The sequence below is a fragment of the Rapidithrix thailandica genome (assembly GCF_039710355.1).
Lineage (GTDB): Bacteria > Bacteroidota > Bacteroidia > Cytophagales > Flammeovirgaceae > Rapidithrix > Rapidithrix thailandica.
On sequence record NZ_JBDKWZ010000008.1, the window covers coordinates 275,446 to 293,229 of the forward strand.

General features: G+C 42.0%; 14 protein-coding genes and 2 tRNA genes. 8 read left to right on the forward strand and 8 right to left on the reverse strand.

From position 1 onward, the window contains the following. Positions 1-699: 699 nt before the first annotated feature. Positions 700-3,957 carry a two-component regulator propeller domain-containing protein gene (locus tag AAG747_RS15905; RefSeq protein ID WP_346822184.1) on the forward strand — a complete coding sequence of 1,086 codons (3,258 nt, stop codon included), beginning with the start codon at positions 700-702 and terminating at the stop codon, positions 3,955-3,957. Between the two features lie 15 nt (positions 3,958-3,972). Here the strand turns inward: AAG747_RS15905 and AAG747_RS15910 are convergent, their stop codons facing one another. From AAG747_RS15910 to AAG747_RS15930, 5 genes are all read right to left on the reverse strand, one after another. Continuing rightward, positions 3,973-4,497, reverse strand: coding sequence for a hypothetical protein (locus tag AAG747_RS15910; protein ID WP_346822185.1), 525 nt, complete (start codon positions 4,495-4,497; stop codon positions 3,973-3,975). Between the two features lie 21 nt (positions 4,498-4,518). After that, positions 4,519-5,124 carry a GNAT family N-acetyltransferase gene (locus tag AAG747_RS15915; protein WP_346822186.1) on the reverse strand — a complete coding sequence of 202 codons (606 nt, stop codon included), beginning with the start codon at positions 5,122-5,124 and terminating at the stop codon, positions 4,519-4,521. A gap of 151 nt (positions 5,125-5,275) precedes the next feature. Further along, a tRNA-Met gene (locus tag AAG747_RS15920) sits at positions 5,276-5,348 on the reverse strand. A gap of 197 nt (positions 5,349-5,545) precedes the next feature. Next, entirely contained in the window at positions 5,546-5,965 is a 420-nt protein-coding gene (locus AAG747_RS15925) for a GNAT family N-acetyltransferase (RefSeq protein ID WP_346822187.1), read from the reverse strand. A gap of 64 nt (positions 5,966-6,029) precedes the next feature. Then, positions 6,030-6,102: transfer RNA gene (locus AAG747_RS15930), tRNA-Met, on the reverse strand. A 511-nt stretch (positions 6,103-6,613) separates the two neighbouring features. Here AAG747_RS15930 and era point away from each other — a divergent pair. From era to AAG747_RS15950, 4 genes are all read left to right on the forward strand, one after another. Continuing rightward, positions 6,614-7,495, forward strand: coding sequence for a GTPase Era (gene era / locus AAG747_RS15935; protein ID WP_346822188.1), 882 nt, complete (start codon positions 6,614-6,616; stop codon positions 7,493-7,495). A 346-nt stretch (positions 7,496-7,841) separates the two neighbouring features. Beyond that, complete coding sequence (locus AAG747_RS15940; protein WP_346822189.1) at positions 7,842-8,309, forward strand: (2Fe-2S)-binding protein; 468 nt, start codon at positions 7,842-7,844, stop codon at positions 8,307-8,309. After that, positions 8,306-10,420, forward strand: coding sequence for a xanthine dehydrogenase family protein molybdopterin-binding subunit (locus AAG747_RS15945; RefSeq protein WP_346822190.1), 2,115 nt, complete (start codon positions 8,306-8,308; stop codon positions 10,418-10,420). The genes AAG747_RS15940 and AAG747_RS15945 overlap by 4 nt, the downstream gene beginning before the upstream one ends. Before the next feature lie 413 nt (positions 10,421-10,833). After that, the gene (locus AAG747_RS15950; protein WP_346822191.1) at positions 10,834-11,784 is read left to right on the forward strand and encodes a hypothetical protein; all 951 of its coding nucleotides are present in this window, start codon (positions 10,834-10,836) and stop codon (positions 11,782-11,784) included. Positions 11,785-11,867: 83 nt separating this feature from the next. Here the strand turns inward: AAG747_RS15950 and AAG747_RS15955 are convergent, their stop codons facing one another. Then, on the reverse strand, positions 11,868-12,659 hold the full coding sequence (locus tag AAG747_RS15955) for a DUF3298 and DUF4163 domain-containing protein (RefSeq protein ID WP_346822192.1): 792 nt from the start codon (positions 12,657-12,659) through the stop codon (positions 11,868-11,870). Positions 12,660-13,108: 449 nt separating this feature from the next. Between AAG747_RS15955 and sdaAA the strand changes: the two genes are divergently transcribed. The 3 genes from sdaAA (at position 13,109) to AAG747_RS15970 (ending at position 16,773) form a co-directional block, all read left to right on the forward strand. Beyond that, positions 13,109-14,023 carry an L-serine ammonia-lyase, iron-sulfur-dependent, subunit alpha gene (gene sdaAA / locus AAG747_RS15960; RefSeq protein ID WP_346822193.1) on the forward strand — a complete coding sequence of 305 codons (915 nt, stop codon included), beginning with the start codon at positions 13,109-13,111 and terminating at the stop codon, positions 14,021-14,023. 350 nt (positions 14,024-14,373) lie between these two features. Further along, positions 14,374-14,868 carry a hypothetical protein gene (locus tag AAG747_RS15965; RefSeq protein WP_346822194.1) on the forward strand — a complete coding sequence of 165 codons (495 nt, stop codon included), beginning with the start codon at positions 14,374-14,376 and terminating at the stop codon, positions 14,866-14,868. 267 nt (positions 14,869-15,135) lie between these two features. Further along, the gene (locus AAG747_RS15970) at positions 15,136-16,773 is read left to right on the forward strand and encodes a hypothetical protein (RefSeq protein WP_346822195.1); all 1,638 of its coding nucleotides are present in this window, start codon (positions 15,136-15,138) and stop codon (positions 16,771-16,773) included. Between the two features lie 48 nt (positions 16,774-16,821). On the opposite strand, the gene rplT is transcribed toward AAG747_RS15970, so the two are convergent. Together rplT and rpmI are read right to left on the reverse strand one after the other, a co-directional pair. Beyond that, complete coding sequence (gene rplT, locus AAG747_RS15975; protein WP_346822196.1) at positions 16,822-17,166, reverse strand: 50S ribosomal protein L20; 345 nt, start codon at positions 17,164-17,166, stop codon at positions 16,822-16,824. A 65-nt stretch (positions 17,167-17,231) separates the two neighbouring features. Continuing rightward, positions 17,232-17,426, reverse strand: a complete 195-nt coding sequence (gene rpmI / locus AAG747_RS15980; protein ID WP_346822197.1) for a 50S ribosomal protein L35 — start codon at positions 17,424-17,426, stop codon at positions 17,232-17,234. Positions 17,427-17,784: the final 358 nt, after the last annotated feature.

Consider the following 17,784-nt stretch of genomic DNA (forward strand, 5'->3'; position numbering starts at 1 on the left):
AAAAGCTAGTCAGTGTAAGATGATTAGGTCCGGTGTTAAGTGTAAACAGGATAAAGAAGGTAGGGGGATGGTTCAGTCTGCGGCTTGGGTAGCCGTATAAGTTGCTGTTTTCAAGGGTTCTATTAAGGTATTCGAACAATTTCTCTAAGTTAAGAAATTTTCTGATCAAGTCTGGAAATTGTTAAGCCGGTATTTGTTTTTAGTAAGTCCTTTGGAGGGAGTGTCATAACTTGCTGGGTTATAACAAAGTGATTTGGAAAACTTACAAAGGCCTTAAGAGGCGAGCCGGTGAATGGAGAAATTTTTTGCTAACCTTGTGTTCAGGTGTTTGTACAAGTCATCAATCTCTTTTCGAATGGCTGGAACGCTTGGCAAATATGCGATGAATAACCAAACTGACAGATCTTTTTAGCTTACAAAAACTTCTTTTTTTAAGTAAATCTTACTCATCGAAAGCAGAGTTCTTTATTTGATTAAAATTAGTGACTGGCTGAAGAGTAAAAGTACTCAGTTGTGTGAGGTGAATTAACATAATGAAAAGGAGGTAAGCTATTATGAGGAGATGAAAGGTCTTGAAGGCCTACTTCAGTTTTTTAATTGTAATTGTTAATTATGGATTGCTTGGAGAGTATCAGGCGAATATTCTTGATGCTTGTTTGTTTTTTGTTGTTTAGCCCCTTGGTGAGTGCTCAACATACAATGCGATTTAAAAAAATCGGTACACACGAAGGGCTGTTGACAAAGACAGTACGGGCCTTTCTAAGGGACCAACAAGGGTTTCTTTGGGTAGGGACCGCAGGGGGAGGACTCTACCGCTACGATGGCTACTCTTTTACCAGCTTTACACATGACCCACAGGATTCTACCAGCCTCTTTACGGATCATGTATGGGATATTAAACAAGATACTTTGCAGCAGATATGGATAGCTAATGGTGGTGGACTTAGCAAATATTTACCGCAAACAGAGTCTTTTCAAACCTTCTCTTTTCAAGGAATAGACGAGGGGTGTACGGAATTGCTGATTAGCAAGGACAATCGCATTTGGATGGGCATAAACAACTCGGAAGGGGGGCTTGTCGAATTTGACCCCCAAACGGAGCTGTACCAGAGACATTTGAGCGTAGATGGTAAGGCCTTCGGGCAGGTCTTTGCTTTGTTGGAAAATACAGATGGAACACTCTGGGTAGCAGCGAAACGGGGGCTCTGTCTTTATCATCCGGATCGCAAACAATTACTGGACTATTTTCCGTATCGTGATCCCGAGCAACCTTTTGCCAGTGATTATATCACCTCTTTGATCAAAGACCGGCAAGGGCAACTTTGGCTAGGCTCACAGGAAGGCTATACCAATGTACACCCGGATACTCGAAAGGTGGAAAGAAAGCGGATTCCTTTGGGGGTACTGAGTGAACCGAATGGAAATGCAATTGAGGATATTTTTCAAGACAGTAAAGGGGATTTTTGGTTTTGTACTTCCGGTGGCTTGTACCTGTATCAACCGGGAGCGGATAGATGGATGGGTTATGCATATAAGGAGGAAGACCCTACCAGTATATCTTCCACGGCTCAACGGGTAGTATATGAAGACCGGCAGGGCATTCTTTGGATCGGAACCCATAAGGGGGGAGTCAGTTATATTGACCCGCAATTGAACCGGTTTTGTTATTATGAAAATTACCCTTTCCATCCAACTAGCTTGAGTAATGATCAGGTCACTTGTTTTTATGAAGACCGACAAAAGCGCCTTTGGGTTGGTACTGATGGAGGAGGCTTAAATTTGTTTGATCCCTCTACAGGAAGTTTCAAAAACTATATGAATCACCCGGACGAACAGGGTGATTTTTGTACCAATGTGATTTTGTCCATTATGGAAGATAAAAAGGGCAAACTTTGGTTGGCTAGTTATGGGGGAGGGTTGATTTATTTCGACCCGGATACGGAGAAATTTCAATGTTTTAAAAATGACCCGCAGGACAGTACCAGCTTGTTTGACAATTTTCTAAGTGTGGGCTTGATGGACCATCGGGGTAGAATCTGGACCGGCACCTTTAAAAAAGGTTTGGGGGTATTTGATCCCGATACTCATCAATTTCAAGCGTTTCCTATATCCAAAGATAGCCTGGGTATTGCATCTCCTACAATATATGACATGGTTTCGGATAGTTATAACCGGATTTGGATTGCCGACTTTTGCTTGTCTATGTACGATGTGCATACTCAGTCGTTTACACATTATTTTTACGAAGAATTTCAGAAAAACGGTTTGCGAAGTTATACGCTCAATTGTGTTTTTGAAGATAAAGACCTTCAACTATGGGTCGGGACTGACAAAGGCCTGCAATTGTTGAATGAAGAGCAGGGAAGCTTTGAATTTTACGGAGAAGAGCAAGGTTTGCTGTCTGTAGAAGTGCAAAGTATCCAACAAGATCATAACGGCCTGCTTTGGCTGGGTACAAAACAAGGTCTCTCGGCTTTTGATCCCGTAAAAAAAGAGTTGGTGGAAAATTATGTAATGGATGTCGGGCATAAGGGCAATGATTTTAACAGGCATGCTTCCTTCCGGACTTCCGATCATCATTTGCTATTCGGAAGCGACCGGGGCTTTGTCTATTTCCATCCGGACAGTTTGTTGAAAAATCAAGCGCCTCCGCAATTAAGCTTTACCGGGTTAAAAATTTTCAACGAGTCTGTTTCCTTTATCGAGCGAAAAAAGGTGCTGACTGAGCATATCTCAACAGCCGAGGAAATTTATTTGTGTCATGAACAATCTACGATCTCCATAGAATATGTAGCGCTGAACCTGCTTTCACCTGCAGAAAATCAGTATGCCTATATGCTGGAGGGTTTGGATACGGATTGGACTTATGTGAAAAATGAAAGGAAGGCTACCTATACCAATTTGCCGCCTGGCGAGTATGTATTTAGACTAAAAGCAGCCAACAACGATGGCGTCTGGAATATGGAGGGGATCTCTATTAAAATTCATGTCTCTGCTCCGTTTTGGAAAGCTTGGTGGTTTATTGCACTGTTGACGGTTAGTGTGGCAGTAGTGCTCTACGGTATTTACCGGGCAAGGGTAAGGATTTTGATGAAACACAAACTTAAACTGGAAAGAGAAGTGGCTCTTCGAATCCGCGAAATCGCAACACAGAAAAAGAAAATTGAAGAATACAATACACACCTGTTGGAAAAAAACGAACAAATCAGCCTGAAAAATGCGCAATTGGGAGACCTCAACCAATTGAAAAATAAAATTTTCTCGATTATTTCTCACGATTTCAGAAGCCCTTTGAATGCCTTGTTGGTGACATTCCATTTGCTTGAATCAAACAAACTCAACAAAAATGAGTTGCAATTGCTGTCTAAAGAGTTAAAAGAACGGGTACGGCTCACTTCCGAACTGTTAGATAACTTGTTGTACTGGGCGAAAAGCCAAATGGAGGGCGTGGTACTCTCGCCCAAGTCAATTGATTTGGGCAATTTCGTCAATCATAACTTTGTGTTGTTATTACAAAAAGCAGAAGCCAAGGAAATCACAGTGAATATTCATATTCCGGACCCCATTCAAGTGATGGCCGATGAGGATATTCTAAAAATTGTGTTTCGCAACTTGTTGAGCAATGCGATTAAGTTTTCAGAGTGGAAAGGAGAAGTGACTGTGGGAGCCCGGGAGCAAGGGGGAAAAGTCACTGTCTGGGTAGAAGACCAAGGGCCAGGTGTGCCCGAAGAAGTGAAAGCCAGTTTGTTTAGCTTGTCTGTAAAGCCTAAAAGCAATCCGCAGAAAGAGAAAGGAATAGGCTTGGGGTTAATGCTCTGCAGGGAGTTTATAGAACTACACGGAGAGCGCATTTGGCTGGATGAAAAAAGAGAAAAAGGAAGCTTGTTTGCTTTTACTCTGTCGCCTGCCAACAAAGCTTTGATACCGGACAAAATGTATTCTTTGCAAAATAGTTGAAGAAGAAGTTAGCTATTATTTGCTTGGCGAAGTTTGTATATTTCTTAAGGCGATGTGCATCGACCACCAGTATTTTTCACTGTCCAAGCGGTCTTTCCAATTCAAAAAATCAAATAATCCCAAATAGGTCCATTCCCAGGCATACATATTTTTGGACATGGTCTTGTTGATTTTCGACCGGATCTGCCGGATTTCTTGTTCCGGAATACCAGCTTCTTCAAGGTTTTTTAGAAGCTGTTCCTCCTCCCCCGGAAACATTTCACAGTCAAGATAGGGCCTGCACAAAGCTTCCCATATATCAAAGCGGTGGCTGATAGGGATTTGATGGCTTTCCCCGAACTCCTGTAATTGATTTTTATATTTTGAGGGTATGAAAATAACTTCTCTTTCTTCTCTGACCAACGAAGGGGGAAAGGTATGCAGATTGATCTCGGAAATGCTGCTGGAAGGTATTTTACCCTGTTGATTTACAGGGCTTTGCTTGAAATAATATCCTTCCGGAAAAGTTATTCCGCTCTTCTCAATGATGACTTTTTCCATTTTGAAATAAATAAAACGGGTTTATTTGTATTCTGCCTGAGCATGGAAAATGCTGCTTTTTAATCCTTCCCATTCATTCGAAAGTATACTATAATACACCGTGTTTCTCCGGTAGCCGTCACTCATCAGTGTATGGCTTCTTAATTCGCCTTCGTATTTGCCGCCAATTTTTTCTATGGCTTTTCGGGATTGCAGGTTTCTGCTATCGGTTTTAAACTCTACCCGTTGGAATTCCAGTTGTTCAAAAGCATAACGTAATAGTAAAAACTTGCATTCTTTGTTCAACCCACTGCCCTGAAAGCCTTTGCCTATCCAAGTCCAACCAATTTCCAAACGTTGATCGTAATTGGAAATATGACCAAAGCTGGTACTGCCTGCATACTGTTGTTGTTGCTTATCAAAAATAATGAAGGGGTAGCGCACACCTGCTTTTTTAGCATTTAATGCTTGTTCCAGGTAATAGGTTAATTTTTTCGGTGAATTGATTTGAGAAGGTGAAAATTGAAGCAGGTCCCGGTGTTCTATAGCTATCGGCAATAATACCTCATGGTCGCTCATACGTAAAGGCCGGAGTTGTACCCTTGCATTTTCCAAGACCACGTCATTTTTGAAATCAAAGGTTTTCATATCTATTGGAAATGAGTCTTTTGGATTAGACGCCTCTAAATTAATACATCAGGTCAAATTCCGAATATAGAATAAGAATATTTCCCAAAAGGCGGGGGGAGTTTTCTTAAAATAAAAAAGCCGGTCAGATTTCTCTGACCGGCTTACTTTGTAGCGGAGGCAGGACTCGAACCTGCGACCTTCGGGTTATGAGCCCGACGAGCTACCAACTGCTCCACCCCGCACTGTCATTAGCGTTTTGCTGGTACAAAAGTAGAAATTTTTAACTAAAATGCAATACTCAATTTCCTTTGTAAGCTTTTTGAACGGGGAAATAGAGGTCAGGCTATTTGATAGCCAGTGAGTTAACAGGGGTGATTTTTTTTTAAAAAAAACTGATATGCTATTTCCAGCTATTCTTTTTTGTGATTTCTCGAAAGGTTTAAGAATGTTCCTTGCCTTGGTAAATCCACATTGGCTCTGTGTTTCCTGCTCTTGTGAAGCCACATTTTTCATAAAATCGAATGGCTTTGCCATCAGCGGTAAGCATTTGTTGATGAAAGCCTGTATAGGTGTCTTGGAGTTTGGCTACGATCATTCTGCCGATACCCTTGCCTTGATAATCCGGGTGTACCAGTAAGTGAGGGTAATAGACTACCAGGTATCCATCGGAAATCGCATTGCCCAAGCCAACCAACTTGGTATCGTCATAGGCTAAAACCAAACTGTGGGAATTGTGCAATGCATTCAAAAGAAGGTCGGGTTTTTCCGCCGAGGACCATTTGTTGGATTTATACAATTCTATCACTTGAGCGGCTTCAAATTCCTTGGTATCTGTAAGTCTGATCTTGCTGTGATTCATGTTTCTTCTTGTGCTAAATGTCAAATAAAAAAGCCGGTCAGATTTCTCTGACCGGCTTACTTTGTAGCGGAGGCAGGACTCGAACCTGCGACCTTCGGGTTATGAGCCCGACGAGCTACCAACTGCTCCACCCCGCACTGTTATTAGCGTTTTGCTGGCACAAAAGTAGAACTTTTAATTAAGAAAACAATACCTTTGACAAGAAATTTAATGCGAATGCTTGAATAAAATGACTGTTTCCTGAATAAGTATCTGAAAAAGAGCATCTTGTTTTTGAAGGAAAAAAATAAAAGTATTGAAAATCTAAAATGGAAGAGGAGGTAGTTTGAAAAAAAGTGCCTGATTCCCTTTTCATAAAGGTTAGATTCGGAATTTTTAAGTACTTTAAACCCTAATATAGGTAAGCCTTAATGGGATTTATTTAAGAAGTGAATTAAACTTTTTCTTTTTCCTGAAAAATGTTTCAAAAACGCCTCTTCTATGTTACTTTTTTCAACAATAGCTTTGGCTATTCTCTTCAAAAAGTGCCTTGATGAGTCGATTTTGATTCTATGTTCGGTCAAAAACCATAAGTTTAAACCACTTCTAAGGCATACGTTGTACTTTCGCATTTTTCAGAAGAGGAAAATATTAATTCAAACTAATAATATGAGCACACACAAGGCAGGCTTTATCAGTATTGTTGGAAAGCCTAATGTAGGCAAGTCCACTTTAATGAATCAGTTAGTAGGGGAGAAGTTATCCATTATTACTTCCAAAGCTCAAACGACCCGGCACCGGATCATGGGAATTGTCAACGATGAAGCGTATCAGATTGTCTATTCGGATACGCCGGGGGTCATCAAGCCCAAGTACGAATTGCATAACTCCATGATGGACTTTGTAAAGTTGTCCATGGAGGATGCGGATATGATTTTGTTTATTGTAGATATACACGAGGCCTTCGATGAGGAGGACGTATTGGAAATGTTGCAAAAGGTCAATATTCCGATTATTCTGGTCTTGAATAAAGTCGATTTGGGTGATCAGGAAGAAGTAATGCGGAAAATCGAAGAGTGGTCACAGCGAATGACTTTGAAAGAAGTAATTCCGGTATCCGCATTGCATGGATTTAACCTGGAAAAAGTATTCGATACCATTTTGGATAATTTGCCGGAGCATCCCCCTTTCTTCCCCAAAGATGAACTGACCGATAAGCCTCAGCGCTTTTTTGCTTCGGAAATCCTCCGGGAAAAAATCTTTACCAATTATGAAAAAGAAGTGCCATATGCCTGTGAAGTGGCCATTGTAAGTTTTAAAGACGAAGGAAACCTGATCCGGATTTCTGCGGAGATTTACGTGGAGCGCAAAAGCCAAAAGGCAATTATCATTGGGAAAGGCGGGCAGATGTTAAAGAAAATCGGTTCGGAAGCCCGTATAGATATGGAAGCCTTTTTCGGAAAAAAAGTCTTTTTAGAGCAGTATGTGAAAGTAGAGGAAAACTGGCGGAAAAATCAACGGAAACTACAGCACTTCGGCTATAAAATGTAGTTGTCGGAGGGAACGTATTTTGCGGGATGAGGTATTGATTCATTCCCAAAGACAGTAGCGTTGTAGAGGGTTCCACCGCAAAAAACAGAACTCGCCCGGCAAATCATTACCAGGCGGGTTCTGTTTTTTTGTTAAAATTCTGTTAAGTAAAACTGGGTTTTGAAAAAATACTTAACTTGAATAGCCTTTAGTAATACTCCAAAGTGCTTTCCGGGTTTTTTCTTGGTAAGAAATCATGACAAGATTTTAGTATCAGCCAGCTTTTTCCGGAAAGTTAGAAGGGTTAATATGCTTCCGTATTAATCAGAGAAAAACGAATTAGAATTTTATAAAATCAACATACGAAATGGCTTCATTCTCATTAAAAGTTAATGGAAAAAAAATGGAAGTGGACGTAAGTCCTGACACACCTTTGTTATGGGTGTTGCGGGATACCTTGGGACTTACCGGTACCAAATACGGATGTGGTATTGCCCAGTGCGGAGCTTGTACCGTGCATCTGGATGGCCACGCAGTCCGTTCTTGCTCACTACCGGTATCTGCCGTAAAGGAAGGGACAGTTGTAACCATTGAAGGACTTTCCGACAAGGGGGATCATCCCGTGCAATTGGCTTGGCAAAGTGTAGATGTACCCCAGTGTGGCTATTGTCAGTCTGGGCAGATTATGTCAGCCGCTGCTTTGTTAAAAACGCATCCATCGCCTACGGATGCGGAGATTGATGCGGCCATGGCGGGGAATATTTGCCGTTGTGGCACTTACAAGCGAATCCGAAAAGCAATTCATGAGGCAGCAAACCAAGGAAGTGAACAATGAAAACAAACCGAAGAAATTTTTTAAAAGTCTCCACGGCAGCAGGCGGAGGCTTGGTGTTGGGTTTTAACTGGCTACAGGCTTGTAATCCGGCTTCCCGGCAAGTATCCGATGCCGTATTTCATCCGAATGCGTTTTTGAAAATCGCAGCCGATGGCTGGGTGACCTTACAGGCGCCCAACCCTGAAATCGGACAAGGGGTAAAAACCGCATTGCCGCTGATAGTAGCGGAAGAACTGGATGTGGATTGGGCGATGGTAAAAGTAGAACAAGCCAAACTGGATACGGAGAACTATCAAAGGCAAGTAGCAGGAGGAAGCGGTTCGGTAAGGCATGGTTGGGAAGCATTGCGCCAGGCAGGAGCCACCGCCAGAGAAATGTTGAAACAGGCGGCTGCCAAAGAGTGGAAGGTGAGCCCGGATGAATGTACCACGGAAAAGGGAGAGGTTGTGCATACTGCTTCCGGAAAACGTATGCCGTATGGCGAGTTGGTGGAAAAAGCCGTGGCATTGCCCGTGCCGGAAAACCCTCCTTTGAAAGATGTCAAAGATTTTCACCTGTTGGGTACTCGTATTCCCAATGTGGACAATCCCAAGATTGTGACCGGAAAGATGGACTATGGGATGGATACCAAACGGGAAGGAATGCTGATTGCGGTGGTAGCCCGACCTCCGGCATTTGGGCAAAAATTGAAATCGTTTGACGATACGGAAACCAAGAAACTTCCCGGAGTCAAACAAGTGGTCTCCTTTGATGATAAAGTGGCTGTGTTGGGTACTTCTACCTGGGAGGTGATGAAAGGAAGAGATGCCTTGAAAATCGAATGGACAGAAGACGATCCCCGAGAAACGAGCTCCGAGCATCAAAAGGCCTTTGAAGCATTGCTCAAAAATAATTCGGAAAAGCCCAAACGGGACGATGGAAAGGTGGAGGAAGTATTCAAAAAAGGAAACCGCCTCATCGAAGGAACGTATGAAGCCCCTTTCCTTGCACACAATACTATGGAACCCATGAACTTCTTTGCCGATGTGAAAGAAAATCATGTGGAGCTTTATGGACCTACACAACTGCCTGCCCATTCCCGCAAGGTAGTGTCGGAAGCCTTGGAAATTCCCGAGGAAAAAATCGAGGTGGGCATGACGCGAATGGGAGGAGGTTTCGGAAGGCGTCTGGATATTGCCTTTGTAGTAGAAGCCGCTAAAGTTTCACAACTGGCCAAAGCACCTGTAAAAGTGGTGTGGACCCGGGAAGATGATATGACGGGAGGGTATTATCGACCCGCCGGGATGTATAAATACAGAGCTGCCCTAAAGGACGAGCGCTTGGTAGGATGGCATTTGCAAGCTTCTGCCATAAATTCCGGCAATGGTACGCGGGAAAATAATTTTCCGGCAGGTGCCGTACAAAACTTCCGGGTGGATTATCACAAGTTGGAATCGCCTATTACCACAGGACCTTGGCGGGCCCCCAATCATAATTTTATCGCGTTTTCCGAAGAGTCGTTTGTTGATGAGATAGCTCATTCCCTGAAAAAAGATCCGGTGGCCTTTCGCCTGGAGTTGTTGGAGGACGCAAAGCAACAACCCATAGGCGAGGTGCAATATGACCCGGATCGTTACAAAGCCGTAGTGCAAAAAGCCGCAGAGATGGCGGGTTGGGGAACGAAAGCCTTGCCTGAAGGGGTATATCAAGGATTTGCAGCACATTATTCCTTTAGTACCTATGTGGCACAAGTGGCCGAGGTCTCCGTGCAACAAGGTAAAATAAACGTACACAAAGTGTATTGTGCGGTAGATTGTGGCATCGTAGTGAACCTAAGCGGTGCGGAAACCCAAATAGAGGGAGGGATCATGGATGGCTTAGGGCATGCCTTGTACGGAGAATTGACGTTTAAAAATGGAAAAGCGCAGGCGAATAATTTCCATCAGTACCAATTGATGCGCATTCCCGATGCTCCGGAAATCGAAGTCGCTTTCTTGCAAAACAATGAAAACCCCACCGGCTTGGGTGAACCCGGTCTTCCGCCTATTCCGGCTGCGGTTGCCAACGCGGTTTTTGCGGCTACCGGTAAGCGTATCCGGAAATTGCCTTTTCGCAAATCCGGACTTGCCTAAAGCAATTTTCCGGTGTTTTTCTTTACAAACGGCTCCCGGTTTTTTCAAGCCGGGAGTTTTTTATGCCGGATTTTGAAAATGATCTGCCAATAAATCATAATTTCTACGATTGAAGTGAATTAACCTTTTTCTTTTTCCTAAATAGCTTTGACTATTCTTTTCAAAAGTGCTTTGATGAGCCGATTTTGATTCCATGTTCGGTCAAAAACTATACGTGTAAACCACTTCATTGTATAGATTCGTTCTTGTTGAAAATTAACCCTTGAATTTTTATGAAAAAATCCATTGCGATACCGTCAAATAAAGTTTACAATTTGTTCATCTTACTTTTTAGATTAATTATCGCTTTCTGTTGAATCTTGCGTAAAATTCAATACCACAAACGGTAATTCACGAAAATAAAACGGATAGTAATGGAATCGGTTTTTATGTTGGTGGGCTTTTTATTGGCGGGGTACTCAGTAGTTGCAAACGATGTGATTCAAACCTTGGGGACTTTTCTAAGTTCTAACCGCGAACGCCCCTGGTGGGTGCTATGGCTTTACTCCGGTGGGATTCTTACCATTGTCTTATTGGCAGGTTGGTTTATGTATGGTGGAGACGTTTCCTATGGCCGTTTAGAGAAAGTGGCGATTCCTTCTCCCTTTCATTGGTATTATATCCTTCCTCCTTTGGTCTTATTGGTCATTACCCGTTTTGGGATCCCTGTGAGCACCACCTTTCTGATATTGAGCATTTTTTCCAGCTCAACTTTGATCGAGAAGATGGTGATCAAATCCCTGTTAGGGTATATCATCGCTTTCGCTTCGGCCATTGTCATTTATCATATTATTGCCAAACCGGTGGAAAAGTATTTCATAGACACAAAAATTCGTATAAGCGATAAGAAATGGCTGATTTTACAGTGGGTTTCTACCGGCTTTTTATGGAGTCAGTGGTTGATTCAGGATTTGGCAAATATTTATGTGTTTCTGCCCAGGAATGAAGAGTTTCACCTGTCCTACCTTCTGATGTCCATGGCAGTGCTTTTGGCAATTCTTGGATTTATCTATTATTCCCGCGGGGGTGAAATTCAAAAAATTGTCACCTCCAAAACAAACACGACCGATATCCGCTCGGCCACGATCATTGATTTTATTTATGGGTTAGTCTTGTTGGCTTTTAAGAATATGAGTAATATTCCGATGAGTACCACATGGGTATTTATTGGTTTGCTGGCCGGCCGGGAGTTTGTCTTTTCTTACAGGTTGAAACTCCATGAGTTGGGCTTGGTATTTCGCTTGGTGCTGAAAGATTTGGGAAAGGTGACTTTGGGAATGTTGGTCAGTATCGGTTTGGTATATTTGATTTTGTATATTTCTTAAAGCGTCTGTCAGGCAATGTAAACCCCTACACTCACCTTCTTTCTCTATGATGAGAAGTGCTGTAGCGTAGGGGTTTGTAGTGCTTAATACTGTTTCTTAATTACACCTTCTAGTTCCGAATAAGGAATGAATACCTTTGTCGGGCCCAGTGCATACGGAGCGATTTCATAACTGTTATAGTACAAATAAATTCCCTCTTTGGTACAAGCGAAGTTCTTAGCCATTTTAAATTTGTTTTCATCCCAGAAAAAACCTGCAGTTTTCAAGTCTGCCTCGGGTTTCAAAAAACGGGCTTTCCTGAATTTCAATTCGGCAATTTCTGAAAAACGGGCCATGTCTGAAACGATATCTTCAATAGAGAGTGTTTTTAACTGAGTCAAATCAATATTGATATACTTGACAAAGCTGTTGGGATGAGCGCCTCCTGTAAAAGCATCGGAGAAAACATTGAGCGTGATCAATTGAGGCGATTCATAGATGACATCAATGTCGAGGTGTATATACCATTGTTGGGGAGAGTCAGGGAACTCATGGTGAAAGGCCGCATATTCTTTTAAAAAGGCCGCTGCTTGGGCTTTTAAATTGCCCGGAGTCTGTTGGTTTTCTGGTGAAGAGCTTTTCAAATTTTCTTCAAGGGCTGTGTTTACCACCTGGTTCAATACTTCACCGGCCTTGTTTGGCCCTCCTTTAAACTCGGGGTATTCTACCGTGACTTGGGCGCAAGGCTGATCGGGTTGTTGACAATCCCCTTCCTTTTCTTCCCATTGTTGAAGGGTGTATTTTACTGCTGAGTTTGCATGTTCGTTTTTTTGTGAATTACAGCTGAAAAGTAAAGTCAAAAATGCTGCAATCCAGTAGTGGGTTTGGTTTCTCATCTTATTAGGTTTTAGCAGGGTTTTATGTATATAAATATAAAAAAGTTTTTCCGGTGAAGGACCTGTAAGAAGGAAGAGTCGTACCTTTCTAAAAGGCTGGTCCTAAGTTGTAGTAACGGGAACCTCAGCGGCATAGGTTTTTCGCGAGTAAGCCAGGCAAAAATCAGCTTGGTGTTTTCCGTATACAAAATAAGATAATCTGCGGAAATTTGACGAATGTTTTTACATAAGTTTCTTTCAAAAACAAGAACGGAATAGCAACTTGAGCTTCTTGTTTGATAACAAAGATATAAGTCCGTAATCTTGTTGAATAATCAAAAAATCAATTTACATTTGATGATATTTTCGAATGTGAAATATGTTTGAAATTCGAGGGGGTTGCTTTACTGCAATCCATCTACGCCAAATGCCAAATTGCCATTTACAACACATAGTACAAGCCAAAAAATATGAATCTATTATTTGAAAATTTTCTAGGATGGAAAGCTTACTGTGAGGAGAACAGTGTGCCTTTGTATGAACCTGTATTGCAATATGAAATAGAACAAAAGGGACGAACGGAAGAAGAAATATGGGAGGGCTTAGCCAAGGCGTATCAAGTGATGAAGGAAGCCGTGCAAACGGGCTTGAAAGAAGATATGAAGTCGATTAGCGGGATGATTGATAATGGAGGTAAGAAAGTCTACCAATCGGAAATAACGGTATTGTCTCCGGAGTTTACCCGCTTGATCTCCAGGGCGCTGGCGGCCAAGGAAGTCAATGCCTGTATGGGACGGGTGGTGGCGGCTCCTACAGCGGGGGCATCCGGAATATTGCCCGGAGTACTTACCACATTGCAAGAAATTCATCGGTTGGATGATCAAAAACTACAAAAAGCGCTGTTGGTGTCTGCGGGGATCGCCTTGGTAATTGAACAAAATGCATCCTTGGCCGGAGCGGTAGGAGGTTGCCAAGCCGAAACGGGAAGTGCTGCAGCCATGGCTTCCGGGGCGATCGTCTTTGCCTTGGGAGGCTCTATTGATCAGGTATTTAATGCTGTGGCCATTACCATTCAGTGTATGTTGGGCTTGGTTTGTGACCCGGTTGCCGGATTGGTGGAAGTGCCTTGTGTCGTCCGCAATGCCAGTGCCGCGGCCATTGCCAATTCTTCCGCACAAATCGCCCTTTCTCATGTAAATGCCGTGATCCCGGTGGACGAATGTGTGCAAGCCATGGGAGAAGTAGGCCAAAGTATGGAAGACCGCTACAAGGAAACTGCCATGGGTGGCTTGGCCAATACCTTGACCGGTAAAAGAATTGCAAAACGCGTATTGATTTCTGATATCGATATTTTGGAAGAAGAAGACGGAGATGAAACGACCTAAATGCTTTGTAGGAGAATAGCTTGCTTGCCAGGCCTAGGTATATAGGATTGTTTATAGATGGTGATTAGCACTTGGATTTGTAGTGCCGGTTACCATTTTTTGTTGAGGCGAATAGCTTTATTTGTTTGAAAACCTGGCTTTTATAAGAGAAAAAACAGCGAATAAAGGAACTTTTTAAAAATAACGGAAAAGGAGTAATTATCTCCGGGTAATATTATTTAAAGTAGTTTGGTTTGTATTATTATTTTGTATATTTATAATAGGTACTTTAGGGTATTACATTCTTGAAATTCTAAAAAAGGGAAGAACTTATTATTATCTTAAATTAACTTATACACTAATTTTTCCCTATGAACTCCCCAAAATTGCTCATCTATGGCTATGGTGACCCTACTCTGAGCTATGGTAAAATTACTCATGAACTTTGTGCGCGTTTAGAACATTGGCTCCGGAATTCAACTTGGAACGATGGTAAAATCGAACAAAATCACCACTTTCATTTAGAAGATATCGAAACGATTTGCAGTTACGATATTGTTATTTTTGTTTGCGGAGCAAAAGGTGAATACTTTCACTATATCTGCTCTGAAGTAGTCCCTGCCCACACTTTACCGATCTCTATGGAAGAAATTCGCCCCGGTGAAGTACTGCATTTGTGCAGTAAGTTTTATTCTTGTTGTCCGAAAGCTTTTCAGGTCTTAATAAAAGACCCGGTTTTCCCTGTACCGGAGTTAGAGCCTCAGACGACCTCGTTGGAACAAATTTTTGATTTTTTTAAACATTTGCTTTGGGTGGTCCGGGACAATTGGAAACCAGGCAACCGGTCTGTGTTTGCGAACTTTTGATGAGTGTATGAGTCGAATACACTCCCAAATTTAATTCCGCTATTTTTTCTGATCCTTGGATGGTTTTATCAGGTGACTCTATACTTCTGATAAACTCTTTTATTCATGTAATGGAGAGTTTTTGGAGTGAAGAAACTTTTACTGGAGTGAAAGGTCTGAAAAAGCCTCCGAGGATTTGCTTTGCCGGGAATTTGTCTTGGAAGATGAATTTTTGAATAAAAATTTTATTAACTTCTGAGCCATAACACCAGCCCCCAAATGTAAAATATGCTCAAATTTTTAACCCGTCATTACGTATTTTTCAGTTTATTGCTACTCGTTGGTGCCATTGCCGGGTATTCCTTTCTTTATGCCGATCAATATGTAAGCCGGTGGATGGGAGCTAAACTGACGGGTTATATTAACCAACACCCTTCCAATCGCTATGCTTGTAAAATTGGCGAGCTGGAGGTGAGTCTTTGGAAGGCTTCTATTGACTTGAATGAGATTCATATCTATCCCAAAGATTCCTTAAAGTGGCATCATCAGAGCCGGGGGAATTATGTTTTCGACAAAATCCGTGTGGAAGGATGGGCTTGGTGGGAGCTATTTACTCAAAAAAAAATATATGTTGAGAGTTTGACCGTGCAAGGAGCAAAGTGCATATTTTTTCTGGAAGATTCACTGAAAGTCAAAGGATTAACCGGGGAGAAAGCCCTATGGGAAGAGTATCTCAAAGCCATTTCCATCGGCCAACTGGCCATTCACGGTTTTAACGGAGCGTGTTATCAGGCCCAACACGAGGAAGAATTGCTATACCAAGTGGATTCTATGTATGCGGAGATTCAAGGTGTGCATAGGGAAATTCAGGGCAATAATGAAGAAGTCAGGTACGAACAAATGTATGTAAAGCTTAACCGGTTTACAGCGAACAGTTTGCCGGATCATCATCTAGAAGTAAAGAATATAGAAGTGAATTCCCAAAAACGTACGTTGACGATGGAGGATCTGCTGCTACAACCTCGCTTGGGCAAAAAGGCCTTCAACCGTCAATTGATCAGGCAAAAAGATTGGATACAGGCTTATTTTTCAAAAATCCGCTTACAGGGCTTTCATCCGAAAACATGGAGGCATATATCAATGATACAGGTGGTTCGACCTACTGTGAGCATCTACCGGGATCGGAATTTACCTTCGCCCAGAGGGTATAAACCGTTGCCGTCTCAGTTACTCAGAGAAATGGATGTGTCCTTTGCTATTGACTCTATTCGTATACGCCAGGGGGGGGTTGTGTATGAAGAAGTAGCCAAAGGGAAGAGCTCCCCTGGGCAAATTGCATTTTCTGCAGTAAATGCCTTGGGAAAACATTTAACCAATATACCGCAAGTGGGTAAGGCACTTGCGCTACAGAAAGAGGTTTCTCCCAAAGCCTTTACTTTGACGGCCAGTGGAAAAGTGTTAGGAGAGGGGAGGATGTATGCTTCTTTGCAGGTTCCTGTATTTCAGGAGAATAATCAATTTGAATTGACCGGGAAAATTACCGGTTTGAACAAGCATATGCTGAATCCTGTACTTGAGCCTTTGGCCTCTGTGCGCTTACAGTCGGGTAGGTTTCGATCCATTAATTTCCATTTTATAGCGGATGAACACCGGGCACGAGGTCGTTTAAAAGCTGATTACGAGGAACTGAAGATTGTCCTCTTTAAACAGAAGGCAAAAGGTGTGCAAAAACGACGGTTGGCTTCTTTCTTAGCCAATCAGGTAATTATCCGGAATAAGAACCTTTTGGGTTCCAAAGGGTTTCATTTGGGAACCATTGCCGTAGCGCGCAACAAAGAACGCTCCTTGTTTCATTATATCTGGGGGGCAGTAAAAGAAGGGATTATGACAAGCATTGTCAAAAGCAAAGGCAATAAGAAGAAATAAAAAAGGGAGCTATTTTGCTCCCTGTCGCTCTTGAATAGAGAAAATGTCTTATTTTACTTTCTCAACTACAGCTTTGAAGGCTTCAGGGTGGTGCATTGCCAAGTCAGCCAATACCTTGCGGTTCAACTCAACTCCTGCTGCATTTGCCTTGCCAATAAACTGAGAGTAAGAAAGTCCATGCTGACGCACTCCTGCATTGATTCTTTGAATCCAAAGAGAACGGAACTCTCTTTTCTTGTTTTTTCGGTCTCTGTAAGCATACTGAAGACCCTTTTCAACCGCGTTTTTAGCTACGGTCCACACGTTTTTTCTTCTTCCCCAGTAGCCTTTGGCTAATTTCAAGATCTTCTTCCTTCTTGTTCTTGACGCTACCGAATTAACTGATCTAGGCATTTTTATTTATGGTTTAAAACGTTGAAGACTAATTTTTTCGATCACAAAGTCCTTTAATACAGGGCTTAGAGATTTAATAAATCCTTCACTCTGTTCTCATCTGACGTATGAACCAAGCCCATTTTGGTCAGATTTCTCTTTTGCTTAGTCGTCTTTTTAGTCAATATATGGCTTTTAAAAGCGTGCTTTCTTTTGATTTTTCCAGATCCAGTTACTTTGAATCTTTTTTTCGCACCTGAATTAGTTTTAACCTTTGGCATTTTTCACTATTTTAATTCCCAATAAATGCAGATTTCGAGGCTGCAAAGGTAGTTTTTTTTTCGGTTTAAGCAATGAGAAACTTAATAAAATTCATTCTTGAACGTATTAAGGATCTTGCAATGGTTTACCTGTAGCCTTTTCTTTCCTGTCTGAATCAGGGGTTACGTAAAAATTCTATTTCCTGTATTGTTCCTCTATCCGATATCCAAAGTCGAATCAGGAAGTAAGTTAACAAAAGGTGTGGAGTAATGCCACTTCCTTCATGACTTCACTTCCGGAAAACAAAAACAACCTCTTTTAGTAAGTGCAATACTTCGAAAAAAGGTTGTTTTTCCCCGGCACTCTCCTCAACAACAT

What these genes read in the sequence shown, in the direction of transcription:
- AAG747_RS15925 (WP_346822187.1), bottom strand. Translation starts at nt 5,965, where the DNA reads ATGAATCACAGCAAGATCAGACTTACAGATACCAAGGAATTTGAAGCC.
- AAG747_RS15905 (WP_346822184.1), top strand. Translation starts at nt 700, where the DNA reads ATGCGATTTAAAAAAATCGGTACACACGAAGGGCTGTTGACAAAGACA.
- AAG747_RS15915 (WP_346822186.1), bottom strand. Translation starts at nt 5,124, where the DNA reads ATGAAAACCTTTGATTTCAAAAATGACGTGGTCTTGGAAAATGCAAGG.
- AAG747_RS15955 (WP_346822192.1), bottom strand. Translation starts at nt 12,659, where the DNA reads ATGAGAAACCAAACCCACTACTGGATTGCAGCATTTTTGACTTTACTT.
- AAG747_RS15945 (WP_346822190.1), top strand. Translation starts at nt 8,306, where the DNA reads ATGAAAACAAACCGAAGAAATTTTTTAAAAGTCTCCACGGCAGCAGGC.
- rpmI (WP_346822197.1), bottom strand. Translation starts at nt 17,426, where the DNA reads ATGCCAAAGGTTAAAACTAATTCAGGTGCGAAAAAAAGATTCAAAGTA.
- AAG747_RS15940 (WP_346822189.1), top strand. Translation starts at nt 7,842, where the DNA reads ATGGCTTCATTCTCATTAAAAGTTAATGGAAAAAAAATGGAAGTGGAC.
- AAG747_RS15950 (WP_346822191.1), top strand. Translation starts at nt 10,834, where the DNA reads ATGGAATCGGTTTTTATGTTGGTGGGCTTTTTATTGGCGGGGTACTCA.
- AAG747_RS15910 (WP_346822185.1), bottom strand. Translation starts at nt 4,497, where the DNA reads ATGGAAAAAGTCATCATTGAGAAGAGCGGAATAACTTTTCCGGAAGGA.
- era (WP_346822188.1), top strand. Translation starts at nt 6,614, where the DNA reads ATGAGCACACACAAGGCAGGCTTTATCAGTATTGTTGGAAAGCCTAAT.
- sdaAA (WP_346822193.1), top strand. Translation starts at nt 13,109, where the DNA reads ATGAATCTATTATTTGAAAATTTTCTAGGATGGAAAGCTTACTGTGAG.
- rplT (WP_346822196.1), bottom strand. Translation starts at nt 17,166, where the DNA reads ATGCCTAGATCAGTTAATTCGGTAGCGTCAAGAACAAGAAGGAAGAAG.
- AAG747_RS15970 (WP_346822195.1), top strand. Translation starts at nt 15,136, where the DNA reads ATGCTCAAATTTTTAACCCGTCATTACGTATTTTTCAGTTTATTGCTA.
- AAG747_RS15965 (WP_346822194.1), top strand. Translation starts at nt 14,374, where the DNA reads ATGAACTCCCCAAAATTGCTCATCTATGGCTATGGTGACCCTACTCTG.